Below are 25,910 nucleotides of genomic sequence, written 5' to 3'. Positions count from 1 at the left end.
GTCCAGAAAAGAAAAGACAAACACGATAATGATGTTCGAATACACGCGGCGCCGCGGCGTCCGCTCCCCCGTCACCGATGCATCGACCTTCCGGGTCGGTCGGCTGGCCCGGGCCAATTCCGCGACCGAGCCCAAGACCGATCTGAGCAACCTGATCGATCGGTCCTACAATTATCACTCCCCGCGGGAACTGCGTTGGCATCTGGCCGAGCGTCTGGGGCTGGCCCCCAACGCCGTGTTCATCCGCGAGGCGGCGGCGGCCTGAGGGCCTCCGTTCCTTCTGGGATATTCCCGCCGCTCGTGACGTAGGGAGCCGTGTTCGATCTCGGATCGAGCGCGGCTCTTGCGCGTCGTCGATCTGGCGTATGGCGCGTATTCCCGCCGCTCCTTTCCCGGGCACATGCAGCGCCAGCGGAATGCGACCCGGGACCCGGCACATAACACCGCGCAGCGGCATCGTCGGCTCTCGGGCCGTGCCGCTGCGCGGCGCTTCCCCCGCTCGGTCCCGGATCACCTTCCACTGGCGTCCCAGGTGTCCCGCCAGCTGTCCGGCAAAGGGGGCGCGTGCGCCTCTTGCGCGGCGGTGTCCTACCGGTCCCAGGCCGCCAAGACCCGATCGCGCAGCGCGACCGGCGTCGCCAGCAATTCGCCGTGGACGGGGTCCGGCCGATTGTAGGCGGTCGCCTCGCCCTTGAGGTCGCAGACCGTTCCGCCCGCCTCGCGCAGGATCAGGTCGGCCGCCGCGATGTCCCAGTCCCGGGCATTGCCGGAGATCAGCCCGACATCGACCGAGCCTTCCGCGACCCGGGCGAGCCGCAGGGCGAGCGACGGGATGCGGTCGATCCGCTCGAAATCGACGCCGGCGCCGGCCCCGCGCGACAGGCGGTCGAGCATCGGCTTGGGGCCGGTGATGCGCGCGCCCGGAAGCGTCTCCTTCGAATCGACCCGGATCGGCTCGCCGTTGCGGGTCGCGCCGCGTCCGAGCACGGCCTCGTAATCAGCGTTGCCTACCGGGGCGTGGACGAAGCCAATCCGCGGCTGTCCACCGGCCAGCAGGGCGACCGCGATCGACCAGTCGGGATGGCCGGACAGGAACGCCCGGGTGCCGTCGATCGGATCGACGATCCACACCAGGTCGTGGCCGAGCCGCGCCGGATCGTCCGCGGTCTCCTCCGACAGCCACGCCGCCGCGGGCACCAGCGCGCTTAGGCGGATCTTCAGGAAGGTGTCGACCGCGACATCCGCCTCCGTCACCGGAGACCCGCCCGCCTTCGACCAGATCCGTGCGGAGGTCTGTCCGCCCAGCTTGAAGTACGGGCGGGCGATGTCGGCGGCCTCGCGCATGACCGCGCGCAGGTCCGGCATCAGGGCGGAGACGGCCGCGTCGGTGATGGGCTCGGGCATCGCGCTCCGCGGGGCATGCGTCAGGCCCGGGATCGGGCCACGTCGGGGCCTCCGCCCGGCAGGTCGGATGCAGTGAGCCGGCTCGGCAGGCGGTGCTGGGTACCGGAGGGCCGTGCCGCCCGGTTCCGTGCGTTGTAGGGCGCTGCCGGCACGGCCACAAGGATCCGCACTCTGCCCCCGGGATCGATCGAGACCAATCGATCTTCGCAAGGATCTGTTGAGCATTCAAGGAAGCATTGAGCATTCCTCAAATGACATCCCCGTCCAGAATCGCTTAACGACGGTGATTAAGCTGTGCGGAGGAGTTCGGGTGCGATTTTGCTTGGCATAACCGACGGCCCCGAGCGGGCCGCCACTTGCTCCAGGGACTCGGACAGATGAACACTTCCTCGTTCACGGACGAACGCCGCGAAGGATCTTCGATGGATGCCCGTGGGGCCGCTGCTCTGGCCGATTTCGCTATCGCCGCATCGCCGCTTCCGGTGATCGGCCGCGTCTCCGGCGCCCGCAAGGCCGCCGGAATCGCCCTGGCCTACGCCACCGAGGATGCCGAGATCTGCGGCGCCGACAGGTTCAGCCTGATCCTGGTCGATGCCGAGGGCGAGGAGCTGGATCGCCTCGGCTGCTTCGACGAGGACGACGTGGTCGCCGTCTGGCGCGACATCGCCGCCCGGGCCGGGCTGGTCCGCATGATCGTCCGGGAGGATGGTGTCCTGGTGCCGGTCTCCGAGCAGATCGGCCGGCTGATCCTCGGGCGCGTGCGCATCCGCCGCCGGCATGCCGGGCTCGGCGCCCGCCGTCCGCGCTTCCTCGCCCGCCGCAAGACCGGCCGTCTTCCGGCCCGGCCGCAGATCTTTCGCGGTGAGAACGAGATCATCGCCCGCACCTGAGACCCCGGACGAACCTCAGGACAGGCTGCGCACCACCGCGTCCGCCGCGAGGCCCACGAACAGGATCAGGCCGGCGTCCCGGTTCGAGCGGAACAGCGTGAGCGCCCCGCGCCCATCACGTTCCCGGAACGACAGGACCTGCCAGGCCAGATGCCCGGCGAAGGCCGCGACCCCGATCCACCCGACCAGTCCCGCCCCCGCATCCCTGGCCGCCAGCGCCACGAAGCCCGCCGCGAGCGCGTAGCACAGGCCGACGGCGCCCCTGACGTGCCGGCCGAACAGCCGGGCCGAGGAGTGGATCCCGGCAATCTCGTCGTCCTCGATGTCCTGGACCGCGTAGATCGTGTCGTAGCCCACCACCCAGCAGATCGTGCCCGCGTAGAGCAGCAGCGCCGGGGCATCGAGCCGGGCGAACAGGGCCGCCCAGCCCATCAGCGCGCCCCACGCGAAGGCCAGCCCCAGCACCGCCTGGGGCATCGGCATTACCCGCTTCATGAACGGATAGATCGCCACCGGCAGAAGGGAGCAGAGCCCGACGATCACGGCCTGCTCGTTGAACTGGAGCAGCACCGCCAGCCCGACCAGCGCCTGAGCCAGCAGGAACAGGGCCGCGTGGCGCGGCCGGATCTGTCCGGAGGGAAGCGGGCGTTGCCGGGTTCGTTCGACCTGCGCGTCGAGGTCGCGGTCGGCGATGTCGTTGTAGGTCGAGCCCGCCCCGCGCATCGCCACCGCGCCCACTAGGAACAGCAGGCAGTGCCAGGGATCGGGGAAGGACAGGTCCGCCTTGATCGCCGCCAGCGCGGAGGACCACCAGCACGGCAGCAGGAGAAGCCACCACCCGATCGGCCGGTCGATCCGCGCCAGGCGCAGATAGGGCCGCCAGGACCGAGGCGCCGCGCGCTCGACCCAGTGTCCGGTGACCGCGTCGGCCGGACGCCCGTCCCCCGCTGCCGTCCCGCTCATCGGTCGGATCTCCGGTCGTCCCACGTACGCATCCCCCCGTCTCGGAGGGGGGCCGCGCCGGACCCGCAATCCTCTCGGACGGCCTTACAGCGCGCCTTGCGGCAGCTTGAAGCTGCCGGTCAAGCCCGGTCCGCCGAGCAGGCCGCTGCTGGCGCCGTTCTGCGCCTGGGCGCGGGCCTGCGCCTCCATCTTGGTGGCTTGGGCCGCGACGCTGCAGATCTTGGTGCGGATGCCGCTGACCTTCAGGTGGTCGGCCTTGAAGCCCTCGGCGAACGAATCCGGGATCGAGCACCATTCCTTGTTGGCGGTGATCCACTTGATGCCTTCGGCGCCGTTGGACTGCAGCTTGCCGAACAGCGCGCAGGCCTCCTGCGGGGTCATCTTCTTCTTGCTGTTCGAGGCCGCGTTCGCGCGGGAGACCAGCGCCTTGCGCTCGGCCAGGGTCTTCTGGATCGTACCGCATTCCGGCGCGGCACCCTGCGCGAAGGCCGCCGTTCCGAACAGCAGACCGCCGACGAGCGCCGCCGCCCCCAGACTCAAGCTCCCGTGTGCCATCCCGCGACTCCCTCGACGCCTGCCGGAACCCGCGTGACGCCGGCTCCACTCCGTTCCCTTGGGTTCGCCATAGGAATGTGGCGTCAATCGAGCGGCAAACCGGCGAGGCGTTGCGCGTGTGGGAGAAGCGCCAAAAAGTCGCCCTCGTAACCTTTCGGCAACATGTCGCTGGTTGCGGGTTGCCGAGGCGGCGCGTTGACAGCCCGGCCGGGCCGCGCGACCACCCGGCCATGCCGGCCTACGACTTCACCGCCCCCCGTCTCCACGTCGAACCGGACCTCGCCGCCGGAACCGTGCTGCCGCTCGACCGCGCCCAGGCGAATTACCTGCTCAACGTCCTGCGCCGGGGGCCGGACGACCCCGTGCTGGTGTTCAACGGGCGGGACGGCGAGTGGCGCGCGCATCTGGTCCAAACCGGCCGGAAGGGTGCGGACCTCCACGTCGCCGCGCGCACCCGCGCGCAGACGCCGCGCGCAGACCTGCACTACCTGTTCGCGCCCCTGAAGAGCGCGCGCCTGGATTACCTGGCCCAGAAGGCGGTGGAGATGGGAGCCGGGACGATCCGCCCGGTCATCACCCGCTACACCCAGGGCGAGCGGATCAACATGGACCGCCTGCGCGCCAACGCCGTCGAGGCGGCCGAGCAATGCGGCATCCTGGCGATCCCGGATTGTCCCGATCCGGACAAGCTCGGCCCCGTGCTCGCGAGCCTGGTGCCCGAGCGGCTGGTGGTGTTCTGCGACGAGGACGCCCCGGTGAGCGACCCGGTGCGGGCGCTCCGGGAGGCCGCCGACCCCGCCGCACCGCCGCCGCTGGCCGTCCTGGTCGGGCCGGAGGGCGGTTTCTCCGAGGAGGAGCGGGCGGCGATCCGGGCCCGGCCCAACACCGTGGCCCTGTCGCTGGGTCCGCGCATCCTGCGTGCCGACACGGCCGCGGTCGTGGTGCTGACCCTGGTCCAGGCGGTGCTCGGCGACGCGCGTTGATCAGTGAGCCGATTGGAATCATGTGTGCCTGCGCACATCAGGGTGGCAGGCCGCGGGATTGTTCCGCCGAAGCGGGGTGAACCGGGCTCCCGGTTCACGGCGCCGCGTTGTCGGTTCCCGAAGCCTCGATTATGTCCCAGGACGGACGCCAGCCGCGCCGCGCTCTCGGAGCCGGCGCGGATGTCCGTCCGGTCTCCGCTCGCGGGACGGGGTTGAACCGGACGGACACGCTGGAGCAGTCCGGTGCGCTCCCATCCCAGGCATAGTTCACAGGCACGGGCAGGCAGCGCATGGCGCGCGACAGCAACGACAACACGCCGCTCACCACGCGCGCCGAACTGATCGAGTGGTTCGCCGCCGGCGAGAAGCCGCCCGCGCGCTTCGCCATCGGCACGGAGCACGAGAAGATCCCGTTCTACCGGGAGAGCCGCGAGCCAGTGCCGTATGACGGCGAGCGGGGCATCCGCGCCCTGCTGGAAGGGCTCGCCCGCGAGACCGGCTGGGAGCCGATCCTCGACCTCGGCAACATCATCGGCCTGTCGGCCGAGGAGGGCGGGGCGATCTCGATCGAACCGGGCGGGCAGTTCGAGCTGTCCGGCGCGGCGCTACCGGACGTGCACGGCACCGCGGCCGAACTCGCCACGCATCTCGCAGCCACGAAGCGCGCGGCCGACCCCCTCGATATCGGCTTCCTGACGCTGGGCATGAGCCCGCGCTGGCGCCGGGACGAGACGCCGGTCATGCCCAAGAGCCGCTACAAGATCATGGCCGGCTACATGCCGAAGGTCGGCTCGCTCGGCCTCGACATGATGCTGCGCACCGCCACCGTGCAGGTGAATCTCGACTTCGCCTCCGAGGCCGACATGGTGCGCAAGATGCGCGCCTCCCTGGCGCTCCAGCCGGTGGCCACCGCCTTGTTCGCCAACTCACCGTTCACCGACGGGCGGCCCAACGGCTTCCTGTCGCGCCGCTCGGAGATCTGGCGCGACACCGACCCGCACCGCACCGGCATGCTGCCCTTCGCGTTCGAATCCGGCTTCGGATACGAAGCCTATGTCGACTGGCTGCTCGACATGCCGATGTACTTCGTCAAGCGCGGCGACATCTACCACGACGTGTCGGGCGCCTCCTTCCGCGACCTGATGACCGGCAAGCTGGCGCAGCTCCCGGGCGAGTACGCCACGGTGGCAGACTGGGCGAACCACGCCTCCACGGCCTTCCCGGAAGTCCGGCTCAAGCGCTTCCTGGAGATGCGTGGCGCCGATGTCGGCGATCCTGGCATGATCGCCGCCCAGGCCGCGTTCTGGGCCGGGCTACTCTACGACGAATCGGCCCTCGACGCGGCCCTCGACCTGGTGAAGGGCTGGAGCCCGGCCAACCGGGAGGCCGCGCGAGCGACGGCGCCGCGCCTGGGGCTCGCCACGCCGGTCGCCAACACCACGCTCGGAGCCGTCGCCGCCGAGGCGCTGGCCATCGCGCGCGCGGGTCTTCGCGCACGGGCCCGGCGCGACGCCGAGGGCCGCGACGAGACCGTCTACCTTCAGCCCCTGGAGGCGATCGTCACGGCGGGGCGCACCCGGGCCGACGACCTGCTCGCCGATTACGAGGGCCGCTGGGGTGCCTGCGTGCGCCCGGCCTTCTCGGAATGCGTGTTCTGAACCGCGCGCCATCGAGACCGTGCGGCCGCACACCGTGGCGCGGAACGAAGTGCGATACCTGACGGTTCTCACGCCGATGGTTCAGCGCGTGGAGGAAGTGTCCATGTCCCGCATCACCACATCTCTCGTCGCCGGCGCATCGGCGCTGGCCATGATCGCCGGTTCATTCACCGCCGCCGAGGCGGCCCCTCTGCCGGCGCAAAGTGCCGTGCAGGTCGGCGGCCCCAGCACCCATATCGACACCGTCGGGTGGCGCCGGGGCTATTATGGCGGCGGCTACGGATACCGCCGCGGCTATGGCGGCCGCGTCGCCGGCGCCGTCGCGGCCGGTGCCGCCCTCGGCATCATCGGCGGGGCGCTGGCCGCCAGTGCGGCTCCCCGCTACGGCTATTACGGCGGCTACGGCTACCCGGCCTATGGCTACGGCTACGCGCCGGTCCGCAGCTACGCCTATCCCGCTTATGGCTACCCGGCTTACGGCTACGACGATTACGGCTGGTAAGTCCGTATTCCAATCTGCTCCAACATTCCCGGTCTCATCGAGGCCGGGATTTTTTGTCACCTGTCAGACACGCTGTCCTGGGCCGAGTCCCCGATCCGAATCACCTTCAACGGGAGCCGCAAGCTTCAGCCAAGGCCCGCGAGGCTAGTCTGCCGCAGGCCATGTGATCGGATCCCTCCGAGGCCGAATCGTCCTCGTCAGGAGACCGACGCCATGACTCGCCACACCGTCGCGCTTGCGGCCGGCGTCTTATCCGCCGTGACGGCCGGCGGCGTTTGCTTCGCCGCGGATCTGGGGCCGTATCGCGCCCAACGCGCCGTCCCGGTCGCACGCCCGCCCGTGGGTGCGGGACTCGTCGCAGAGGCACGGGTCCGTCCGGAATACAGCTATTACGGCGAGTACGGCTATCCGGTGCCGTTCGGTTACGGATACGGATACGCGCCGACCCCTGGTCGCAACATGGAATACGGCTATTACGGCCCGACCTACTATGTGTTCGCGCCGGACACGTATCGCGGTCCGGTCTTCGGCTATCACGAGTGGTAGTCGGCCGTCGCGAGCGCGGGTATCGGTGCGGGATGAGGCCGACCCCGTGCAGGACGACGAACCGGATCGTGTCGAACTCGACTTGACCGGGTTGAAATGCCCGCTCCCGGTCCTGCGCACCCGCAAGGCCCTGCGCGCGCTGGGCGCCGGGCGGGTCCTGGTGGTCACCTGCACGGATCCGATGGCGATGATCGACATCCCGAACCTCGTGCGCGAGGAGGGTGCCCGGCTCGATTCGGCCGAGCGGGACGGCGATCGCCTGCGTTTCCGCATGACGGCCTCCGCGAAGCCGCCGCATTCCTGAGCGATCCGTCCGGTTCCCAGGGATATGGCGGAGACGGCATGGCACCACGGATCGGGGGCGTGCGCCTCGTGCACGAGGGATGGGCCCGCTACCTCGTGGCCGAGGTGATGCAGGACGACGGCACGCGCATCACGCGCGAAATGGAGGATCACGGCCGCGCCGTCGCGGTGCTGCCGTACGATCCGGTCCGGCGGGTGGCGACGCTGGTCTCGCAGTTCCGGGCGCCGGTGCTCTATTCCGGCGGTCCGCCGAGCCATGTCGAGGTCCCGGCGGGGCTGCTCGATGACGGCGCGCCGGAGGACGAGGTCCGGCGCGAGGCCGCCGAGGAGACCGGGCTGCGCCTCGGCACCCTCGACCTCGTGGCCAGCGCCTGGACGATGCCGGGCATCTCGACCGAGCGGATGGACCTGTTCCTGGCGGCCTACGGGGAATCCGACCGCACCGGCGCCGGCGGCGGCCTGGCCGCGGAGGGTGAGGCGGTGGCCGTGCATGAGATCCCGCTGCCGGAACTCCTGGCCATGACCCGCCGCGGCGCCCTCACCGACATGAAGTCGCTGCTGCTGCTCTTTGCTCTCCAATTGCGCCGGCCGGAGTTGTTTGCGTAGCCGACTGAAGCTCGCCCGCGACACGTTGGAATGACAGACGACGGTGGGGCGAAGCCGGACGAACGACTGTCCAATCACGCTGACGATCAGGGCGTGGATGGGATGGGGCTTGCGCACCCGGCGCCGGCCCGCCCCCTCAATCCCGCCGCCCCGAAACCCGGTCGCGCACGGCGATGCCGATGAAGCGCCAGGATTCGATGAAGTAGCGGCGGAAGAGACGGCGCGGGGCGCATAGGAAGCGGAACACCCATTCGAGGCCGAGCCGTTGCATCAGCCACGGAGCGCGGGGGAGGCAGCCGGCCGCGACCGAGAGGGCGTCGCCGACGCAGAACACCACCGGGTTGCCCAGCGCCCGACCCTGGCGATCGACCCAGACTTCCGATTTCGGTGCGCCGACGCCCATCACCAGAAGGGTGGTGCCGTGGGCGCGGATCCGCGCGGCCAGGGCGCTGCCGTAAGACGCGTCGTCCTCGAAGCCGAAGGGCGGCACCGCGCTCGCCACCGCGCCGTCCGGCAGGCCGGCGGCCTGGAGGCGCGTGGTCAGCATGTCGGCGACGTCCTGGCGGGCGGCGACGAAGAACACCCGGCGGGCGTAGGGCGGCGGGTCGGCCAGGATGCAGGCCAGGAGGTCGTGGCCGGTGATCCGCTCCGCCGGCCGGCCGCTCGCCACCCGGGCGAGCCAGACCAGCGGCATGCCGTCGAGGGTCCGGGCGGCGGCGCGCGCGTAGGCGCCCCGGAAATCCGCGTCCTCGGCGAGTTGGACGACGTGGTCGACGTTGGCGGTGACGATCGTCCGGGGCCCGTCCGAGCGCCGTGCCGCCACCGCGGTCACAATCGCGGACGCGGTGCCGACGTGGAAGCCGTAGCCGAACAGCGTGACGGTCGTGGGCGGCTCCGGAGCAGCCCGGTCCTGCGACGCCGCCTCCGAGTCTGCCGGGCTCGGAGCCTCGACATCACGCATCGGCGGCCCGGAAGCTGGTCCCGGGGCGTGCGACGGCCCGGCGGAACCGCCGACGATCGCTGTCGGCGCCGAGCGCCAACGCGATGGCGCCGCCGAGCAGCAGGCCGAGCACGAGGGCCACCGGCAGCACGATCTTCGGCGAGGGCGGGAAGGTCCGCTGGCGGGCCGGCGTCGCCACTGAGATGATCCGGACGTTGGTGGTGTTGAGGCGCTCCTGCTCGCTCGCCTCGCGGGCGCGCTTCAGATAGGCCTCGTAGACTCCCCGGCGGGCCTCCAGCGTCCGCTCCAGCTCGCGTAAGCCCACATAGGCGCGGTCGCTGCTCACGGTCTCGGTCTTCACCCGGTCGAGATTGGTCCGGATCGCCGCCTCGCTGGCGGCGGCCCGGTCGTAATCCTTCTGGGTCGTGTCGATGATCCGCTCCTTCTCGCGCTGGATCAGGCGCTGGAGGTCACGCTGCTGGGCGTATTGCTCGGCCATGGCCGGGTGGCGCTCGCCGAGCCGGGTCGCGAGCTCGGCGGTGTTGCGCGAGAGCGTGGCGTATTGCTGCCGCAGCGCCTGCATCTCCAGGGATTGCAGCATCTCCGGCAGGGCGGTGCTCGGGTCCGAGGTGCGCATCTTGCGGGCTTGGTCCAACCGCGACTTCGCCTCAGCGGTCTTGATCGACGCGGTGACGAGCTGCTGGTTGAGGTCGCCGAGCTGCTGGTCGGTCAGCAGGCGGCCACTCGAGGCCACGAGCTTGTGGGCCTCGCGGTAGCGCACCACCTCGCCCTCGGCCTGCTCGACGTCGCGCTTCAGGCTGCCCAGCCGTCCGGTGAGCGCGTCGAAGGCGCGCCGCGCCGTATCGGTGCGGGCGGCGGCCTCCTCGGCGAAGTAGGCGTCGCCGATGGCGTTGGCGATCCGGGCGGCCTTCTCCGGATCGCGCGATTGCACCGAGGCGTCGATCACGAAGGTCCGCTCGGCCCGGCGGACGCTGAGCTTGGTCTGGAGCGTGTCGAGGGCGATGTTGACCGGGTCGCGGCTCGCGGCCGGAGGCAGCATGCCGAGCGCACCCTTGATCCAGGCGATCGTCGGGTTGTTGCCGTCGGGGAGCACGAACTCGTCGTCCTGGTCGAGATGCAGCTTGGCGATCACCCGGCGCAGGACGTTGTCGGACTGGATCACCCGCACCTGGCTCTCGGCGATGGAGACGCCGCTATCGGCCTGGGGCTGGCGGGCGTTCACGTCGTTCTCGACCACCCGTAGGTCGCTGGGATCGACCAGGACCTGAATGGAGGACGTGTAGCGCGGCGGGATCAGGCCGAGCAGCGCCACGGCGGCCGCCACCATGAACAGGGCGCCCAGCACGATGAAGCCGCTGCCCCGCCACAGGCGGCGCAGGATCACCCGCGCCTCCGGCCGGGATTCGACCTGGGGCAGCACCATGCGGACGGGCTGCTCACCGCTCATGCGTGTCGAGAAGTCGAACATGCGCCTCGCTCCTGACCTGTCGGACGACGACCGGTGCCGTCTTCCACCGCCATCCTGCTCCCGTCCCCTTTCCGGTCACCACCGTGCCGATCCGGGACAGAACCTCCACCGAGGCGGTGTCTTCCTCGACACTCCAGCAACCAGCATACCGAACCAGTACTCTCGCCTTGATGCACACCCTGCAGCAGCAACCGTATAGATATCGCCGCTAGAACGAGAACGGTCTGTCACGATTTTGTGGCCCGATCAGGCCTTTAAATGTTGGCGACTACGTAAACGGACTCATCCGATGCGGGTGGTGCCCGGTTCCGCGTATGCGTCCGGATCCCCCGCCAGGAAGCGCCGGAAGCGCTCCTTGTCCTCGGACGCAGCCGCGTTCCACCGCGCCACGTTCCCACGGCTTTCCGCCGCCGACCGGGCGAGGCCGCCTTCGCCGACCCAGGCGGCGAGCGCTGCCGCAGCGGCCTCTGGATCCTCGGGGCGGATCAGCAGGGCGGAGGCGTCCAGCACCTCGCGGAACACCGGCGCGTCCGGTGCCACCACCGGCAGGCCGCCATGCTGCACCTCCAGCAGGGGCAAGCCGAGCCCCTCGGCTTTCGATGTCGAGAGCAGCAGGTGGCAGGAGCCGGCCAGCGCCCGCAGCTCCGCATCGGCGAGATACCCGTACCGGTGAAGGTAAGGCGGCGGGTCGTCCAGGAAGGCGTGGCGGCCCCAGCCGACCCGGCCGACCAGGTGCAGTTCCGCCGGCATTCCGGCCCGGTTGAGCGCGGCGACCAGCGCCAGGGAGGCCGCATAGTCCTTGCGCGGCTCGATCGTGCCGATCGCCAGCAGGCGCAACGGCATGCCTGGACCATAGGACGCCGGCCCCGGCAGGTCGGCGAGGCCGAAGGCGTCCCGCACGGACGGCCTCAGCAGGGCGACCCGTGCGTGCGGCGGGCTGACGGCCCGGACGGCGTGTCCGGTGGTGCGGCTGTTCACGAACAGGTTCGGGCACCAGCGCAGCGCCCGGGCGAAGCTCGGGCTCATGTAGAGCCGGCTCTTCAGGCTCAGATCCTCCGGCCGGTCGAGCAGGAAGGTGTCGTGGACGTAGAACAGGCAGCGCTCGGCCGCGACGGCGCAGAGCGGCCCCGGCGGGAAGCCCGGGAACAGGAAGAGCGCGTCGCGGTCGGCCAGCGTCCGCAGCGGCAGGCCGAACTGTTGCTGCGCGATCATTCCGGGCAGCGAGCCGCTGGTGACCGGCCGGACATCGTGCGGTGCGAGCCGGTCCGGGGCGAACAGGTCGAGGGTGATCCGCTCGATCCCGGTGACGTGGCCGCGCAGATGGGTCCGGTCGAGATAGATCCGCCGGGCGCCCTGCCGTTCGGGAGCCGACCTCACGGAACGCTCCGCCGCAGGGTGCCGGCGAGGTACAGGCAGCGGCGCACGAACAGGGGCATGCGCCGGCCGAGCACCATCTGCTTGGCCCGGCGCAGCCGGCGCACGAGGGGCCGGGAGGGCGCCGGTACCGTGCCGGACGCGCCCGGCTGCCGGTCCGCTGCGAACGGGAAATGGCCGAGCAGAGCGGGCGTGAAGGTGGGCCGCCCGGAGCCGGTCAGCATCCCGCGCGCACGGACGATGCGGTCGAGCGACAGGGCGGCGGCGGCCGGGCTGTGGCGGCTCTCCAGGGCGATGCGCGCGAAGGCCCCGAGCCGCGCCCGCGCCCCGGCATCGTCCACCAGCTCGGCCAGGGCCTGGGACAGGGCGCCGGGCTCGAGCGGGACGAGGCGGCCGGACACGCCGTCGATCACCGACGAGGTCAGGCCGGAGGTGCGGTAGGCCAGCGTCGGCACCCCACACAGGCCGGCCTCGATCGGCGTCTGTCCCAAGGTCTCGTGGCGGCTCGCGGTGACGTGGAGGTCGCAGGCCCCGTACCAGGCGGCCAGGATCTCCTCGTCCGCGATCAGCCCCGGCGCGAACAGGTTCGGCACGCCGAGCCGGGCCGGATCGTCGAGCCGGCCGATCGCCACGACGCCGACGCCCAGCCGCGCCACGGCCTGGAGCGCGGCGCGCAGATCGGAAAAACCCTTGTCGGGTCCGTCGACGATCACCGCCGAGACCAGGATCAGCACATCATCCGCTGGCAGGCCGAGCCGGCGGCGCAGGGCCGCACGGTCGCCGGGCCGGAACGCGGCGGTCGGGAAGGCCAGCCGGATCCGTTCGGCCACGGTGCCGGGCGGTGCCAGGTCCAGCGCGCGCGTCAAGGTCCAGTCGGAATTGGCCAGCAGCCACGGCCCGGCGACACCGGACAGGACGGCACGCTTGCGCGCGTGCATGCCGGCGATCCGGTTCGGGGCGAGCTGCGGGTACTCGTCCGGGCCGGGACAGGTCGCGTCGCAGCCGGTGACGGCGCGGGTGCAGGCGCGCGGATGGCAGCAGCGGCCGGTGAGCGGGAACAGGTCGTGCAGCACCAGCGCCACCGGGCCGCGCCGGGCGAGGCGCCCGACCACGTCGAGGCTGCGGGTCGCCCCATGCAGGTTGCCGGCGAGGATCAGAGCGGGGACGGCATCCGCGACCAAAGCCTCGGCCTTCGGGAAGGTGTCGGTCCATTCGGCGGCTTCGGGTCGGTCGCTCAGGGCGACGTGCGTCACCCGGTGACCGGCGAGCGCCAGAGCCTCGGCGAGCCGTCGCTGGGCCACGCCGGCACCGCCCTGGGTACCGGTGCCGGTGAGGGAAACGATCGACAGGGCGTCGGGGGCCTCGGCCGACGCCCGGTCCGCCCGCTGCAGCAGCACCGGGCGGCCGATGGTCCCGCGGGCGGCGTCCGTCAATGCCGACCACGCGGCAGCGGCGTTCAGGCGGCCGTCCGCGTCGAGCATCGTCTGCCCGCCCAGGGCACCGCGCATCCACAGCACCTCGCCGCCGGTGAACGGCACGCCGCCCGGCGCGTCCGAAGCCGTCGTCCCGGGCGTGTCGAGCGCCAGCACCCTGTCGGCGAACAGGACGCGCAGGCCCGCCACCGCAAGCGCGCCGGTCAGCGCAGCCTCCAGGGCCAGCGCGGTGAGCGCCCCGGGGGCGAGCAGTTCGCCGGGGCTAAGCCAGAGCACGGCGTCGCAGGCGGCATCGGCCAGCAGCGCCTCGACATGGGCGCGCCCGAGGTGCGCCGGGACGAGGTCGTGCCGCAGCTCCGGATAATCCTGGCGCAGCACCGAGGCGGCGGTGTCGCGCAGGTCCACCCCGGCGGCGGCGACCGTGACGACCCGGATCCGCGGCCACGGGCGTCCATCGGGCAGGGTGGCCGGTCGGCGGATCCCGGGCGCGGCGGCCCCGAACGGCCAGCCGGCGACCCCGTGAGCGGGCGGTGATGCGGGGGCGTCGGTCAAGGTCGGTTCATGGGTCCGAAGGGGCGTGCAGCGTGACCGCGAAGGATGAAGATTGCCTCTCGGGCCGGACCATCCAGCGGCCTTCGACGCGGATCCCAGCGGCGCGGGCCGCCATGGGCAAGGCCGACCGGACGGGAGGGTGCGTCGGTCATCACCGGGCTCCGTCTCGGCCGAGGCCGCCGGTGCGGTGCGTGTCAGTAGCGCGTTGTCACCGCGTTCAGCCAATCCGGCGAGGCCGCTACCGCCGCGGCCTCGACGCGCTTGTCGGTGCCGGTCAAGACGAGCAGGCCGAGCACAACCATCACGACCCCCAGGGCTGCCTTGACGCCCTTGCCGGCCGCCGCGAGCCCGCCCCGCCAGCGCATCAGCGCCTCGCGCGAGACGAAGCCCAGCAGCATCAGCGGCGCGGCGGCGCCGATCCCGAAGGCCAGCATGGTGAGGGCGACGCTCCCGAGATGCTCGCCCCTTGCCGCCAGCAGCGACGCGGCGCCCAGAGTCGGCCCGACGCAGGGGCTCCAGGCCGCCCCCAGCAGCAGACCCACACCGAACTGACCGGACAGCCCCCCGGACCCGAACCCGCCGAAGCGTTCTTCCGCCCAGGCGCCGACCGGCCCCGCCGCCGTCGCGACCCGCGCCTGCAGACGCGGCAGCATCAGGACCGCGCCGAGGATGACGAGCAACACGGCGCCGGCGCTGCGGAACACGTCGCCGTCGAGCCCGATCGAGAAGCCGATCGTGGCGACGAACAGCCCGATGGCTGTGAACGACAGGGCCAGGCCGAGCGCCAGCGCCACGGGCCCCAGACGGTGCTCCGACGCGGCAGTTCCGAGCACGATCGGCACCAGCGGCAGGACGCAGGGCGACAGCACCGACAGCAACCCCGCCAGGAACGCGAACCCCACCGTCCCCAGCATCGTCCCGATCCTCCCACGGCGGTAACCCGTCGTGCGGGCTTCGCGCCGGGCGGCGACGGCGTCAACGGGGATGCCGATCACGGTCCGGTTGATCGCCCCGCGGATGTCCGTCGGACCCGTCGCGCCGGGTACCGGCATGAACATCAATATAGGTTAGGCAAGGTGCCGAGCGGAGCGGTTTATAATGGATGTCGGAGCCTCGGAGCCGACCTAACTTTTGCCGCGGAAGCCGCTAAACGGGGCTATGCCTGAACGCAGCCATCTTCAGCACGTCATCGAGAGCGCGATCGATTTCGCGATCGTCGTCACCGATCTGGATGGCATCGTCACCGACTGGAACGCCGGCGCGGAGAACATCTTCGGCTGGCGAAGCGGCGAGATCCTCGGCGCGTCGAGCGACTGCATCTTCACCGCGCGGGACCGGGCGGCCGGGCGCCCCAGCGAGGAGAGGCGCGTCGCCCTCGCCGAGGGCCGCGCCGCCGACGAGCGGTGGCACGTGCGCAAGGACGGCTCCGAGTTCTGGGCCTCCGGTGAGCTGATGCCTCTGCGCCGCGAGGACGGCACGCGGCACGGCTACGTCAAGATCCTGCGCGACCGCACCGGCCCGCGCGAAGCCGGCGAGCGCCTGCGCAAGACGGAGGATCTGTTCAGGACGCTGCTGGACACGGTGGAGACGGCCTTCGCCATCGTCGAGGTGAAGTTCGATGGCGACCGCCCGGTGAATTACCGCTTCCTCGAGGCCAACCCGGCCTTCGAGCGTCAGGCCGGTGTCAACCTGCGCGGGAAATGGGTCACGGAGTTCGCGCCCGATCTGGAGCGGTTCTGGTTCGAGACCTACGGCCGCGTCGCCTGGACGGGCGAGCCGGCCAACTTCGAGAGCTACGCCAACAATTTCGAGCGCTGGTTCGACGTGCGCGCCATCCGGGTCGGCGAGCCCGCGGACCGGCACATCGCGATCTTCTTCAACGACGTGACCGCGCGCAAGGTCGCCGAGGCGGAGCTCCGGACGCTCAACGACACGCTCGAGCAGCAGGTGCAGGAACGGACCCTGGAGCTGAACACCCTCTGGGACACGTCGCCCGACCTCCTGCTGGTCATCGATTTCGCGGGGGTCTTCCGGCGGGTCAATCCCGCCTGGACGAAGATGCTCGGCTACACACCCGAGGAACTCCTGGGCCGCCACGTCAACGCGTTCGTGGTCCCGGACGACCATGCCGAAACCATCGACGCCTACACCGCGGCGGCGGAAGGCGCCCAACCGCGGATCGTCAACCGCTACCGGCACAAGGACGGATCGCTGCGCTGGATCTCCTGGGTCGCGGTCCCGGCGGGAGACATGCTCTACGCCACCGGCCGGGACGTCACCGCCGAGAAGGAGCGCGACGCCCTCTTGCGCGACGCCCAGGACTTCGCGCGCCTCGCCCTGTCGGCGGTCGGCGGGGTCGGCGTCTGGACCTACGAGCTGGACAGCGACCGGTTCTTCTACGACGCCGCCATCGCCAAGCTCTACGCGATCGATCCGGAACGGGGATCGGAGGGCATCCCGCGCCCGGACTTCCTCGCCAACGTCCACCCCGACGACCGCCCGGCGCTCAAGACGACGATGGCGGGCGGATTGGCGAATGCCGGCGACCTCGAACTCGAGTATCGCCTGTGCCACCCGGACGGCACCGTCCACTGGGTCCTGTCCCGCGGCCATACCTATCACGATGCCGCGGGGCGGCCGCTCCGGCGCACGGGCGTCGGCATCGACACGACCAGCCAGCGTCAGACCGAAGAGGCCCTGCGCCAGTCGCAGAAGATGGAGGCCGTCGGCCAGCTCACCGGCGGCCTGGCCCACGACTTCAACAACCTGCTGGCCGGCATCTCCGGCGCGCTGGAGCTGATGCAGACTCGGATCAGCCAGGGCCGGTTCGCCGAGCTGGACCGCTACATGACGGTGGCCCAAGGAGCGGCCAAGCGCGCGGCGGCCTTGACCCACCGCCTGCTCGCCTTCTCGCGCCGCCAGACGCTGACCCCCAAGCCGACCAACGTGAACCAGCTCATCCTCGGCATGGAGGAGCTGATCCGGCGCACCATCGGGCCGGAGGTCGGCCTGGATGTGATCGGGGCTCCCGCGCTGTGGCCGGCGCTGATCGATCCGGGCCAGCTCGAGAACGCGCTCCTGAACCTGTGCATCAACGCCCGCGACGCCATGCCGGCGGGCGGGCGCATCACCATCGAGACCGCCAACACCCACCTGGATCGGGCCGCGGCCCTCCGGCACGACCTCCCCGAAGGCCCGTATCTCGTGCTGCGCGTGACCGACACCGGCACCGGCATGCCCCCGGAGGTGATCGCCCGGGTGTTCGAGCCGTTCTTCACCACGAAGCCGATCGGCCAGGGTACCGGCCTCGGGCTCTCGATGATCCACGGCTTCGCGCAGCAATCGGGGGGCCAGGTGCAGATCGAATCGGAGGTCGGCCGGGGCACGACCGTGTGCCTGTACATGCCGCGTCATCGCGGTGAGGCCGAAGGGGGCGATGTCGCCCTTCAGCTCTCCGGCGTGGCGCGGGCCGGCCGTGACGAGACCGTGCTGATCGTGGACGACGAGCCGTCCGTGCGGATGCTGGTCACCGAGGTGCTGGAGGATCTCGGCTACACCGCCATCGAGGCGGCCGACAGCACCGCGGGGCTCAAGGTCCTGCAGTCGGACGTGCATATCGATCTGCTCGTCACCGATGTCGGCCTACCCGGGGGGATGAACGGCCGGCAAATGGCGGATGCCGGCCGCGAGCGGCGGCCCGACCTCAAGGTGCTGTTCATCACCGGCTACGCCGAGACCGCGGTGTTGGGGCACGGCCACCTGGAGCCCGGCATGCAGGTGCTGACCAAGCCCTTCCCGATGGACGCCCTCGCCGCGCGGATCAAGGATCTGATCGCCGCCCGCTGATGGTTGTGGCGAGCATGCCGACGTCGCGGAACGCCGAGGCGTCTGGAGCGCCGGATCCACGGCGTTCAGGCGTTCCCGATTGCGACGCAACGATACGCGCCAGCGCGCCTTCAGTGGGCTCAAGTGCAGTCGGCCACGCCGGCTTAGGCCGGCCATGGGGGCATCCTACCGTCTCCCTTATTCTTAAGGTCTTGCGCAGCAGCCTCGAGGGAACTCTGCAGGGATCGCGCGGCTGGCCGGCAGCATGGGATCTTTACCCTTCCCGGCGACCTTCGGGCTGGCGCACCGTATCGATGCCGCAGACCGAGGCCTCGTCTTGTCCACCCGGAACGCCAACCTGGGACGGTGCGTCGAACTCGATGTCTTCAAGACGTTCCTCGTGGTCGGCATGGTGTTCGCCCACGTCGTCCAGATCGTCCAGGCCCCGATCGACGGGTTCACGGCGGGCCTGTCGAACGTCATCAATCTCGTGAGCTTCCCGGGATTCCTGTTCGCATTCGGCTGGGGCACGGCCCTGTCCGCCCGGTCTGGCCGGGTTAGGCCGGTGTGGGAGCGGCTGCAGGGGCCGGCCAAGATCCTGCTGGCCTTCTACCTGTCGGGGATCGGGGCCGTGATCCTGACCGACGGCAACGGGTGGTCGGCGGCGCGGATCCTCGGCGTGGTGACGCTGACGGACCTGCCGGGCCACAGCGAATTCCTCGCCTCGTTCTTCGTCCTGAGCCTCGCGATGGTTTGGCTGGGCCGAGGGCTCGGGCACGTCGTCCGCAGGCCGGCCTGTCTGGTGGCCTGCCTGGCGGCCTCGGCCTCGTTCGGATGCATCCCGTTCGACGGTCCCGATCTGCCGTGGCTGGCGATCGTCCTCCCCGCGCCCGGCAACACGTATTTCCCCCTCGCCCCGTACGCGATGTGGCTGTTCCTGGGGGCCTCTTACGCCGACCGGACGGAGCCTTTCGGCCGCATCGATCTCTGCCTCGCCGCGTCGGCGACCTACACGCTCCTGGCCGTCGCGTTGATCACCGGGAGCCTGCCCTCGCGGTTCCCGCCATCGACCTTGTGGGTGATCGGGCCGGCGCTGTTCTTGCTGCTCTACCGGGCGGCCAGCATGGCGATCGTGCGGCGCATCGCGGTCCCGCGCCTCTGGACCGGTCCCGGGCGGCACGTCCTGGTCCATCTGGTCGCATCGAACCTGAGCCTGTTCGCCATCCAAAGTGTCTGCGGTCCGATCGTTCGAAACCCGTGGGAGGCCGCGGCGCTGACCATCGTCCTGATCGCCGCGATCACGGGCTTTCGCGCGGCGCTGACGCGCGCGATGCAGGCCGCGTTCACGCTCGCGCCGACGTGACCTTCTAACCGCGCGCGCCGTCGCCCGTGACTTCGAGCACGACGCAGGCGCGGATCGGCCGGCCGTACTCGTCTGTGCCCGCGACCGTGACCCGGTGGGCGCCCGGCGCGAGGTCGTCGGGCAGGCCCGCGGTCCAGATGTGGGTCGAGGGCGTCGCCTGCACCCAACTCTTCTTGGTCTCGGGATAGCGGGCGTAGAGTTCGGTCACGAACGGATCGAGCCGGCGCGTCCGCGCCATCGGCGCCGGCGCCCGGTCGCCGATCCGAATCGTGAGGTTCGTGCGCGGGCCGCCGTCGAACACGTTGACCACGAGATTGGTCGCCGACAGCGCGTCCTGCGGGACCGGCGGGCGCAGCCCCTGCATCGGGTGGCTCGCCCGGACGATCTCGGGGGCGGCCGGGCGCAATTCGCTCTCGAAGGCGATCCGCATCGCCGCGTCCGGCTCGCCCTGGGCGGGGACGAAGCGAGTGGTGTAGTCGGTGCCGCGGATCGAGAGCACGTGGAAGCCGTTCGGCGTGCCGTCGCGGCTGTCGGCGGACGGGATGCCGGTGCGGGTGTCGGGGCCGCTCCACCACGAGCCGGACACGGCGGTCATCACGTGGTGGTGGTGCCGCTCCGCAAGGTAATGGTGCTCGGTGGTGTGGGTGTGGCCGGCGAGGCTCAGCACCGTCCGGCCGGCCAACAGGTCGAGGAGCGCGGCCCGGTCGATCGTCGCGCTGCGCGGGTCGTCGCCGGTATCGGTCACCAGCGGGATATGGGTCGCCAGCACGATCAAATCGTCCGGCGGGATCTCGGCCAGAAGGTTCTTCAGGAAGGTGAGCGAGCGCTCTCCGACATGGCCCCGGTAGGTGTTGGCCCCCACGGGGACCGGCGGCCCCATCCACTCGACGTTGTCGATCATCACGAACAGCGCCCGCCCGTGACGGAACGCGTAGGTCGGCGCCCCGAACACGCGCTTCCAGGTCTCGCGGCTGTAGCGGGCGTCCGGCGCCTGCATGTTGAGGTCGTGGTTGCCGGGCAGGCTGTACCACGGCAGGCCGATCCGCCCGACGATGCGGTTGGAGCGGCCGTAGAGCGAAAGGTCGTCGAACAGCACGTCGCCGGTGGTGAGGCCGAAGGCCGCCGGGATCGCCATCGCCCGGGCGACTGCGGTGTCGCGCACGTGGTCGAGCTCGAACCGGCTCTCGGGCTGCGGATCGGTGAACAGGATCACGTCGAAATCCGCCGGCTCGTCGGCCTTCGTCAGGGTGAAGTCGATCGCGGCCGGGAGCGGACCGGTGGGCGCGAGGCCCCTGTAGCGCAGGCCGAGGCCCGCGGGCGTCCCGCCGGGCTGGTGGATATAGGAGTGGCGGGGCACGTTGTCGGCGTCCCGCGGCAGGGCATAGCCCGGCGGCTTGATCACGAACACCGCGCCGTCGCCCGGCATCGGAAGGCGGTAGCGGCCGTCCCTGTCCGTCCGCACCACTTCCCGGCCGTTGGAGACCAGCACGCCCGAAAGCGGCGCGCGCTCGGAACCGGTCGCCTGGATGGCGTAGACGATGCCCGTGGCCTCACCGGATTCCTGCGCGCCCGCGCGGCCGGCCAGGAGCGAGAGGGCGGCGGCGCCTGCCACGGTCTCCCGGCGGGTGAGGCGTCCGGCGGCTGAGATCGAATCGCGCGACATCGGGGGCTCCTGCTCGGCGGCAAAGGCCAAGCAGAGGCGTTTGACCGCCGGATGACAGAGCGGCCCCGAACGCGCGAGGCCCGCACCCCGGGTCGGGGTGCGGGCCTCGGATGAGCCCGTCGGGTCGAAGCGCGGAGCGCTTACTCCTCGTCGCCAGGCTCGAAAGTCTGGGGCAGCGGTTCGGCGCTGGCGACCGGGGTCGGCGCCCCGATGGTCGAGGGCACGTTCACGCCGTCGCGCTTGTAGATGTCGTCACGGAACTGCACGAGGCCGTCCGGGGTCGCCCAGGCGGTGATGTAGGTCCAGTAGACCGGCACGGGCTGAGCGATGTTGGCGTCGACGCGCTTGCCGCTCTCGATCGCCTGCTCGACCTGCTCGCGGCCCCAGCCGGGCGTGTCCTTCAGGAGCCACGTGATGTACTCGCGCACGTTCTGCACGCGCACGCAGCCCGACGAGATGAAGCGGAAATCGTCGCCGAACACGCCCTTGGTGTTCGTGTCGTGCATGAACACGCCGTAGGGGTTCGGGATGTTGATGCGCACGATGCCCATCGAGTTGAAGTCGGCGCCCGATTCCTGCCGGTAGGTGTAGCGCGTGCCCTCGTCCGAGTTCCAGTTGATCGAACGCGGCGAGACCTCGCCGTTGCCCGACAGGATGTGGATCTTGTTGTCGGTGAGGTAGTTCGGATCCTTCTGCATCTTCGGAATCAGGTCCTTCTTCACGATGGAAGCCGGGACCGTCCAGGTCGGGTTGAAGTTGATCTGGGTCGCCTTGGTGTTCATGATCGGCGACTGGCGGTCGATCTTGCCGACGCCGGCGGCGTGCAGCGTGACGACCTGGCCGTTCTCCACGGTCTCCACCAGGGCGGCCGGGATGTTCATGATCACGAAGCGCCGGCCGAGATCGCCCGAATAGGAGCGCAGGCGGACGACGTTGGTCTCGAGCTGGTGCAGCCGCACGTCGGCGGGCACGTTCATCGCCTGCTGGGTGGCGAGGCTCATGGCGCCGGTCTGGCTAAGGCCGTGACGGGCCTGGAACCGCTTCACGCCGGCCGAGACGTAGGAATCGTACACGCCGGAGCCGCCGGCGGCCGGATCGAGGTCGCCGGTGACGATCAGGCGCTGGCGCACCGCGGCCACCGCCGGGCCCTTGGCGCCGACGCGCAGGCGGTCGGCACCGGAGACCGGGCGCCAGCCGCCGCGGTTGACGATGTCCCGATAGCGCTCGACCATCTGCTCGGTGGCCGACACGGTCTGGGGCGACAGGATCGGCACGGTCTCGCGCTGCACCTGCATGCCGGCGGGCGAGGCGTAGTCCTGCGCCCATTCGGCCTGGGCGTAGTTGCCCTGGTCGCGGGCCTCGGCGGCACCGAGGCCGAGCGTGCCGAGCGCGGCGACGCCCAGGATGGCGGTGAACCGGTTTGTTGCCTTGATGCGCATCAGTCGCTGGCTCTTGTCCGGAGTTCGTCAGTTCATGGCGAGAGCGGGTCTACTCGGTCGCCACGGTGTCGGGATGACCTTAAGACTCCCTATCGAAGGGGCCGGATTGTGGCGTCGGCGTGCGCCAGCGCACGTGGCGACTGGATGCGGCACGGCGACAACAGTCCCGGGTCGATCAGTGTGGCAGAGATGTCACCGCACCGCCGGCCAGCGCGGGATTCCGCCTTCCTCGGAAGGACCGGCCGCGCGGCCCCGACGTGTCGTCTCGGTCGATCATCATCCTCAGGACGGAAGCATGCCGATGAAGATCTTTTGCGCGGCCCTCCTCGGCCTCAGCCTGTTCACGGGGGCGGCCCAGGCCGATCCGATCAAGGCCGGCGACCTCACGATAGACACGCCCTGGCTGCGTGCCACGCCGAACGGCGCCAAGGTCGCGGGCGGCTACGTGACGATCCGCAACACCGGCAGCGTCCCGGACACGCTGACGGGCGCCGCGGTGCCGTTCGCGCGCTCGGGCGAGATCCACTCCATGTCGATGGAGGGCGGCGTGATGAAGATGGCCCCGGTCTCCGGCGGCCTGACGGTCAAGCCGGGCGAGACCGTGGAGCTGAAGCCCGGCGGCTATCACCTGATGTTCGAGGGCCTCTCGGGCGCCCCGAAGGCCGGCGACAGCGTATCCGGGACACTCACGTTCCAGCGGGCCGGCACCGTGCCGGTCACCTTCTCGGTCGCACCGATCGGCGCGAGCGCGCCTGGTGGCGGCCACCAGCATCAGCATTAAAGCGTCCACCGCCGGAGTGGATACCGGCTCGGCGCAAGCCAACGTGCCGATCCAAGGCCTTGGAGCCGTTCACGATTGCGCGGCGGTCGGGAACGGCTCGGGCGTCCGACTCTGCCGAGCCCGGACGGCGACACACCTTCCGGGTGTTTCAAGAAGAGTCGTGCAACTGTTCCTCGCGAGGCCCACGCTCCGCTGTTCAAGGCTGCGCGGCCGCGGGGAGCCCGATTTCAAGACCGGTCCAAGGCACCGTATATTCGGCGGTGTCCAGGTCACCTTTTGAATGCTTGCAGCCGGCGGCGTGTGCCATATCTTAACCATCGGCCGGCTCATTAAGGTTAAGAAAGATCTAACCCTGATGCTGCCGCGGTTCGGCGCTAGGATTGCGGCGTCGCCCGAGAGCCATGGCCGGAATGTCCCGGTCCGGGACGGCTTGGCCCGTCGGCGGCACAGGAGAGGCACATGAACGGCTTCGATGTCACGTTCCGGGACGATCGGGACTGGGTCGATTTCGGCAAGACCTACGTCAATTCCGAGGCGTTCAAGACGCTGTTCCGCGACGGCATGCTGCTCGTGGAGGAGACGGCGGCCTACCTCGACGGCCAGGGCCGGGACGAGTCGCGCCTGGTTTCCCGGGATGCCACGCTGAGTTACGCGGCCGAGAGCATGCGCCTCACGACGCTACTCATGCAGATCGCGTCGTGGCTGCTCGTGCAGCGCGCGGTGTCGGAGGGCGAGATGACCCCGGCTGAGGCGCTGCTGGAGAAGCATCGGGTCAAGCTCGGCAAGTCCGACCCGCCGAAGCAGTCGGACTTCACCCTGCTGCCGATGCGCCTCCAGCAGTTGATCCAGCGGGCGCGCCGGCTGCACGCCCGCATCCTGCACCTGGATTCACTGATCACCGACGACCGCCCGACGCCGATGCCGGTCGAGAGCCCGGTGGCGGCGCAGCAGGGCCTGCTGCGCATGGCGTTCCGCCTCGGCGAGGGCTGAGGATTGTGGCGCGGCCGGACCGGCTGGTTCCGACCGCGCGCCAATCTCAGAAGGCCGGCACTTCCCCCGGCCGCTTGTCCGTGATGTAGGCCCGGATCGTATCGTTCTGATAGGCGTGGACCAGCTTGGGCACCCAGGGGGCGTTCTTGTCCGTCTCCCGAACCGCGATGAAGTTGCTATAGGGATTGTCGACCGACGACTCGATCGCGATCGAGTCCTTGCCCGGCTTCAGGCCTGCCTCGACCGCGTAATTGGTGTTGATCACCGCAGCGTCGAGATCGTCGAGGCTGCGCGACAACTGGGCCGCGTCGATCTCACGGAACTGAAGCGTCTTCGGATTGTCGGTCACGTCGAGCACCGTGGGCAGGATGCCGACGCCGTCCTTCAGCTTGATCAACTTCTGCGCCTGAAGCAGCAACAGGGCACGCCCGCCGTTCGACGGGTCGTTCGGGATGCCGATCTTGGCGCCGGCCTTCAGGTCGCCGACCGCCTTCACCCTCCGGGAATAGAGCCCGATCGGCGAGACGATCGTGGCCCCGACCGGCACGATCTTGTAGCCCTTGGCGGTGATCTGGTTCTCCAGGAAGGGCTTGTGCTGGAAGGCGTTGGCCTGAAGGTCCCCGGCATCCAGGGCGGCATTCGGCAGCAGGTAGTCCGAGAACACGACCAGATCGAGATCGAGCCCATCCTTGGCGGCGATCGCCTTGACCTTCGCCCAGACGTCCTCGGAATCGCTCATGATGCCGACCTTGATCTTCCCGCCCGCCAAGGCTGGGGCGGCGAAGGTCAACAGGACTGCGACGACAAAAAACAGCCAGCGTTTCATGAACAAAGACCTCGAAAACGTCACTCGCAATGTTCGAGCGCGCCATAAGATGTATTGAGTTTGTTTTACAAAATACTCACACACCGCACGACAAACACATCGGAACAGACATCTGCCATCGGACCTGGACGAGATCGCGACAACCGAAGATCGTGACCGGGCGGAACATCGACGGCACCGGACATTACGACGGCTCGGCTTGGCTGGAAAAGAGGCCGCACCGATCGGGTTGACCGGGTGGAGCGCCCGGACAGCGCCGTGACAGAAGAACATTTTCTCCATGCGGCGTCGGAGAAGATCGAACGCGTCGGAAGGCTGGAAAATTCGCCAGACCATTCCGCCAGAAAAATTCCCGCCCTGCTCTGCGACAGCGCCGGACAGACACGAAAAAACGGGCGGCTCCGCTAGGGACCGCCCGTCCTGATTCGTTTCGGCGCGATCCGTCCGGGATCAGCGCTTGCCGAGGTTGCCGAACCGCGAGTTGAAGCGCGAGACGCGGCCCGCGCGGTCGAGCATCTTCTGCTCGCCACCGGTCCAGGCCGGATGGGTGAGCGGGTCGATGTCGAGGTTGAGGGTGTCACCCTCCTTGCCGTAGGTCGAACGGGTCCGGTACTCGGTGCCGTCCGTCATCACGACCTTGATGAAGTGGTAGTCGGGGTGCTCGGTCCCCTTGGCCTTTGCGGCCGCGTCCTTCGCCATGACCTGTCGTTCCTGTTCTGGCATGCCGGCGGGGAGCGCAGGAGGCGCCGCCCGGCCCGGGATGCGGAAGGTGTCAGCGGTTGCCACGAACCGTAGGTTCGTGGCAACGGCACGTCCAAGCCGACC

At 70.1% G+C, this 25,910-nt stretch carries 23 protein-coding genes and 1 pseudogene; 12 read left to right on the top strand and 12 right to left on the bottom strand.

The genetic code is table 11. The annotated features are described in order from the left end of the window. Nucleotides 1-28 precede the first annotated feature (28 nt). Entirely contained in the window at nucleotides 29-265 is a 237-nt protein-coding gene (locus FV233_RS03550) for an AsnC family transcriptional regulator (RefSeq protein WP_147896631.1), read from the top strand. A gap of 323 nt (nucleotides 266-588) precedes the next feature. On the opposite strand, the gene FV233_RS03545 is transcribed toward FV233_RS03550, so the two are convergent. Beyond that, nucleotides 589-1,404, bottom strand: coding sequence for a 3'(2'),5'-bisphosphate nucleotidase CysQ (locus tag FV233_RS03545; RefSeq protein WP_147896630.1), 816 nt, complete (start codon nucleotides 1,402-1,404; stop codon nucleotides 589-591). A gap of 422 nt (nucleotides 1,405-1,826) precedes the next feature. On the opposite strand from FV233_RS03545, the gene FV233_RS03540 reads away from it, so the two are divergent. Then, nucleotides 1,827-2,294 carry a DUF6101 family protein gene (locus FV233_RS03540; RefSeq protein WP_147854652.1) on the top strand — a complete coding sequence of 156 codons (468 nt, stop codon included), beginning with the start codon at nucleotides 1,827-1,829 and terminating at the stop codon, nucleotides 2,292-2,294. 15 nt (nucleotides 2,295-2,309) lie between these two features. On the opposite strand, the gene ubiA is transcribed toward FV233_RS03540, so the two are convergent. After that, nucleotides 2,310-3,257, bottom strand: a complete 948-nt coding sequence (gene ubiA, locus FV233_RS03535; RefSeq protein ID WP_147854651.1) for a 4-hydroxybenzoate octaprenyltransferase — start codon at nucleotides 3,255-3,257, stop codon at nucleotides 2,310-2,312. Between the two features lie 84 nt (nucleotides 3,258-3,341). Next, nucleotides 3,342-3,812 carry a hypothetical protein gene (locus FV233_RS03530; RefSeq protein ID WP_147854650.1) on the bottom strand — a complete coding sequence of 157 codons (471 nt, stop codon included), beginning with the start codon at nucleotides 3,810-3,812 and terminating at the stop codon, nucleotides 3,342-3,344. Between the two features lie 230 nt (nucleotides 3,813-4,042). Between FV233_RS03530 and FV233_RS03525 the strand changes: the two genes are divergently transcribed. The 6 genes from FV233_RS03525 to FV233_RS03500 all read left to right on the top strand — a co-directional run bounded on the left by FV233_RS03525 (nucleotide 4,043) and on the right by FV233_RS03500 (nucleotide 8,410). Then, nucleotides 4,043-4,795 carry a 16S rRNA (uracil(1498)-N(3))-methyltransferase gene (locus tag FV233_RS03525; protein WP_147896629.1) on the top strand — a complete coding sequence of 251 codons (753 nt, stop codon included), beginning with the start codon at nucleotides 4,043-4,045 and terminating at the stop codon, nucleotides 4,793-4,795. A gap of 290 nt (nucleotides 4,796-5,085) precedes the next feature. Next, nucleotides 5,086-6,453 carry a glutamate--cysteine ligase gene (locus FV233_RS03520; RefSeq protein ID WP_147896628.1) on the top strand — a complete coding sequence of 456 codons (1,368 nt, stop codon included), beginning with the start codon at nucleotides 5,086-5,088 and terminating at the stop codon, nucleotides 6,451-6,453. Nucleotides 6,454-6,556: 103 nt separating this feature from the next. Then, complete coding sequence (locus FV233_RS03515; RefSeq protein WP_147896627.1) at nucleotides 6,557-6,955, top strand: hypothetical protein; 399 nt, start codon at nucleotides 6,557-6,559, stop codon at nucleotides 6,953-6,955. A gap of 213 nt (nucleotides 6,956-7,168) precedes the next feature. Beyond that, on the top strand, nucleotides 7,169-7,501 hold the full coding sequence (locus FV233_RS03510) for a hypothetical protein (protein WP_147855940.1): 333 nt from the start codon (nucleotides 7,169-7,171) through the stop codon (nucleotides 7,499-7,501). Between the two features lie 46 nt (nucleotides 7,502-7,547). Further along, nucleotides 7,548-7,805, top strand: a complete 258-nt coding sequence (locus tag FV233_RS03505; protein WP_147855939.1) for a sulfurtransferase TusA family protein — start codon at nucleotides 7,548-7,550, stop codon at nucleotides 7,803-7,805. A gap of 38 nt (nucleotides 7,806-7,843) precedes the next feature. Beyond that, the gene (locus FV233_RS03500) at nucleotides 7,844-8,410 is read left to right on the top strand and encodes an NUDIX hydrolase (RefSeq protein WP_147896626.1); all 567 of its coding nucleotides are present in this window, start codon (nucleotides 7,844-7,846) and stop codon (nucleotides 8,408-8,410) included. Between the two features lie 136 nt (nucleotides 8,411-8,546). On the opposite strand, the gene FV233_RS03495 is transcribed toward FV233_RS03500, so the two are convergent. The 5 genes from FV233_RS03495 to FV233_RS03475 all read right to left on the bottom strand — a co-directional run bounded on the left by FV233_RS03495 (nucleotide 8,547) and on the right by FV233_RS03475 (nucleotide 15,112). Then, nucleotides 8,547-9,371 (bottom strand): WecB/TagA/CpsF family glycosyltransferase, encoded by an 825-nt coding sequence (locus FV233_RS03495; protein WP_147896625.1) that lies wholly within the window; start codon nucleotides 9,369-9,371, stop codon nucleotides 8,547-8,549. After that, nucleotides 9,364-10,839: a GumC family protein gene (locus FV233_RS03490; RefSeq protein ID WP_147896624.1), complete on the bottom strand. Its 1,476-nt coding sequence runs from the start codon at nucleotides 10,837-10,839 to the stop codon at nucleotides 9,364-9,366. The genes FV233_RS03495 and FV233_RS03490 overlap by 8 nt, the downstream gene beginning before the upstream one ends. A gap of 282 nt (nucleotides 10,840-11,121) precedes the next feature. Next, a complete protein-coding gene (locus FV233_RS03485; RefSeq protein WP_147896623.1) occupies nucleotides 11,122-12,216 on the bottom strand; it encodes a glycosyltransferase in 1,095 nt (364 codons plus the stop codon). Further along, nucleotides 12,213-14,198: a glycosyltransferase gene (locus FV233_RS03480; RefSeq protein WP_147896622.1), complete on the bottom strand. Its 1,986-nt coding sequence runs from the start codon at nucleotides 14,196-14,198 to the stop codon at nucleotides 12,213-12,215. The genes FV233_RS03485 and FV233_RS03480 overlap by 4 nt, the downstream gene beginning before the upstream one ends. A 194-nt stretch (nucleotides 14,199-14,392) precedes the next feature. Then, a complete protein-coding gene (locus FV233_RS03475; protein WP_147853521.1) occupies nucleotides 14,393-15,112 on the bottom strand; it encodes a cytochrome c biogenesis CcdA family protein in 720 nt (239 codons plus the stop codon). Between the two features lie 244 nt (nucleotides 15,113-15,356). Here FV233_RS03475 and FV233_RS03470 point away from each other — a divergent pair, with 244 nt between their 5' ends. Both FV233_RS03470 and FV233_RS03465 read left to right on the top strand, forming a co-directional pair. After that, nucleotides 15,357-18,044 (top strand): PAS domain S-box protein, encoded by a 2,688-nt coding sequence (locus FV233_RS03470; RefSeq protein ID WP_147896621.1) that lies wholly within the window; start codon nucleotides 15,357-15,359, stop codon nucleotides 18,042-18,044. A gap of 316 nt (nucleotides 18,045-18,360) precedes the next feature. Continuing rightward, complete coding sequence (locus tag FV233_RS03465) at nucleotides 18,361-19,386, top strand: heparan-alpha-glucosaminide N-acetyltransferase domain-containing protein (protein WP_187278044.1); 1,026 nt, start codon at nucleotides 18,361-18,363, stop codon at nucleotides 19,384-19,386. A 4-nt stretch (nucleotides 19,387-19,390) separates the two neighbouring features. Here the strand turns inward: FV233_RS03465 and FV233_RS03460 are convergent, their stop codons facing one another. Continuing rightward, a complete protein-coding gene (locus tag FV233_RS03460; RefSeq protein WP_147853518.1) occupies nucleotides 19,391-21,049 on the bottom strand; it encodes a calcineurin-like phosphoesterase family protein in 1,659 nt (552 codons plus the stop codon). Between the two features lie 140 nt (nucleotides 21,050-21,189). Continuing rightward, nucleotides 21,190-22,488 (bottom strand): L,D-transpeptidase family protein, encoded by a 1,299-nt coding sequence (locus FV233_RS03455; protein ID WP_147896619.1) that lies wholly within the window; start codon nucleotides 22,486-22,488, stop codon nucleotides 21,190-21,192. A gap of 349 nt (nucleotides 22,489-22,837) precedes the next feature. Between FV233_RS03455 and FV233_RS03450 the strand changes: the two are divergent. Next, a pseudogene (locus FV233_RS03450) lies at nucleotides 22,838-23,269 on the top strand (copper chaperone PCu(A)C); the annotation flags it as partial. A 459-nt stretch (nucleotides 23,270-23,728) separates the two neighbouring features. Beyond that, entirely contained in the window at nucleotides 23,729-24,259 is a 531-nt protein-coding gene (locus FV233_RS03445; RefSeq protein ID WP_147853515.1) for a DUF1465 family protein, read from the top strand. Between the two features lie 46 nt (nucleotides 24,260-24,305). Here FV233_RS03445 and FV233_RS03440 read toward each other — a convergent pair whose 3' ends face one another. Together FV233_RS03440 and rpmE are read right to left on the bottom strand one after the other, a co-directional pair. Then, the gene (locus tag FV233_RS03440; protein WP_147896618.1) at nucleotides 24,306-25,085 is read right to left on the bottom strand and encodes a MetQ/NlpA family ABC transporter substrate-binding protein; all 780 of its coding nucleotides are present in this window, start codon (nucleotides 25,083-25,085) and stop codon (nucleotides 24,306-24,308) included. 450 nt (nucleotides 25,086-25,535) lie between these two features. Further along, nucleotides 25,536-25,784, bottom strand: a complete 249-nt coding sequence (rpmE, locus tag FV233_RS03435; RefSeq protein ID WP_007565880.1) for a 50S ribosomal protein L31 — start codon at nucleotides 25,782-25,784, stop codon at nucleotides 25,536-25,538. Nucleotides 25,785-25,910 lie beyond the last annotated feature (126 nt).

This window comes from Methylobacterium sp. WL7, from assembly GCF_008040085.1.
In the GTDB taxonomy this organism is placed as follows: Bacteria; Pseudomonadota; Alphaproteobacteria; order Rhizobiales; family Beijerinckiaceae; genus Methylobacterium; species Methylobacterium mesophilicum.
This window is presented reverse-complemented; position numbering and strand designations above follow the sequence as displayed.

Coding starts and splice junctions, on each gene's coding strand:
- FV233_RS03530 (WP_147854650.1), bottom strand. CDS start 3,812: ATGGCACACGGGAGCTTGAGTCTGGGGGCGGCGGCGCTCGTCGGCGGT.
- FV233_RS03445 (WP_147853515.1), top strand. CDS start 23,729: ATGAACGGCTTCGATGTCACGTTCCGGGACGATCGGGACTGGGTCGAT.
- FV233_RS03475 (WP_147853521.1), bottom strand. CDS start 15,112: ATGCTGGGGACGGTGGGGTTCGCGTTCCTGGCGGGGTTGCTGTCGGTG.
- FV233_RS03515 (WP_147896627.1), top strand. CDS start 6,557: ATGTCCCGCATCACCACATCTCTCGTCGCCGGCGCATCGGCGCTGGCC.
- FV233_RS03460 (WP_147853518.1), bottom strand. CDS start 21,049: ATGTCGCGCGATTCGATCTCAGCCGCCGGACGCCTCACCCGCCGGGAG.
- FV233_RS03550 (WP_147896631.1), top strand. CDS start 29: ATGATGTTCGAATACACGCGGCGCCGCGGCGTCCGCTCCCCCGTCACC.
- FV233_RS03540 (WP_147854652.1), top strand. CDS start 1,827: ATGGATGCCCGTGGGGCCGCTGCTCTGGCCGATTTCGCTATCGCCGCA.
- FV233_RS03525 (WP_147896629.1), top strand. CDS start 4,043: ATGCCGGCCTACGACTTCACCGCCCCCCGTCTCCACGTCGAACCGGAC.
- FV233_RS03545 (WP_147896630.1), bottom strand. CDS start 1,404: ATGCCCGAGCCCATCACCGACGCGGCCGTCTCCGCCCTGATGCCGGAC.
- FV233_RS03470 (WP_147896621.1), top strand. CDS start 15,357: ATGCCTGAACGCAGCCATCTTCAGCACGTCATCGAGAGCGCGATCGAT.
- FV233_RS03500 (WP_147896626.1), top strand. CDS start 7,844: ATGGCACCACGGATCGGGGGCGTGCGCCTCGTGCACGAGGGATGGGCC.
- ubiA (WP_147854651.1), bottom strand. CDS start 3,257: ATGAGCGGGACGGCAGCGGGGGACGGGCGTCCGGCCGACGCGGTCACC.
- FV233_RS03455 (WP_147896619.1), bottom strand. CDS start 22,488: ATGCGCATCAAGGCAACAAACCGGTTCACCGCCATCCTGGGCGTCGCC.
- FV233_RS03440 (WP_147896618.1), bottom strand. CDS start 25,085: ATGAAACGCTGGCTGTTTTTTGTCGTCGCAGTCCTGTTGACCTTCGCC.
- FV233_RS03510 (WP_147855940.1), top strand. CDS start 7,169: ATGACTCGCCACACCGTCGCGCTTGCGGCCGGCGTCTTATCCGCCGTG.
- FV233_RS03490 (WP_147896624.1), bottom strand. CDS start 10,839: ATGTTCGACTTCTCGACACGCATGAGCGGTGAGCAGCCCGTCCGCATG.
- FV233_RS03495 (WP_147896625.1), bottom strand. CDS start 9,371: ATGCGTGATGTCGAGGCTCCGAGCCCGGCAGACTCGGAGGCGGCGTCG.
- FV233_RS03520 (WP_147896628.1), top strand. CDS start 5,086: ATGGCGCGCGACAGCAACGACAACACGCCGCTCACCACGCGCGCCGAA.
- rpmE (WP_007565880.1), bottom strand. CDS start 25,784: ATGGCGAAGGACGCGGCCGCAAAGGCCAAGGGGACCGAGCACCCCGAC.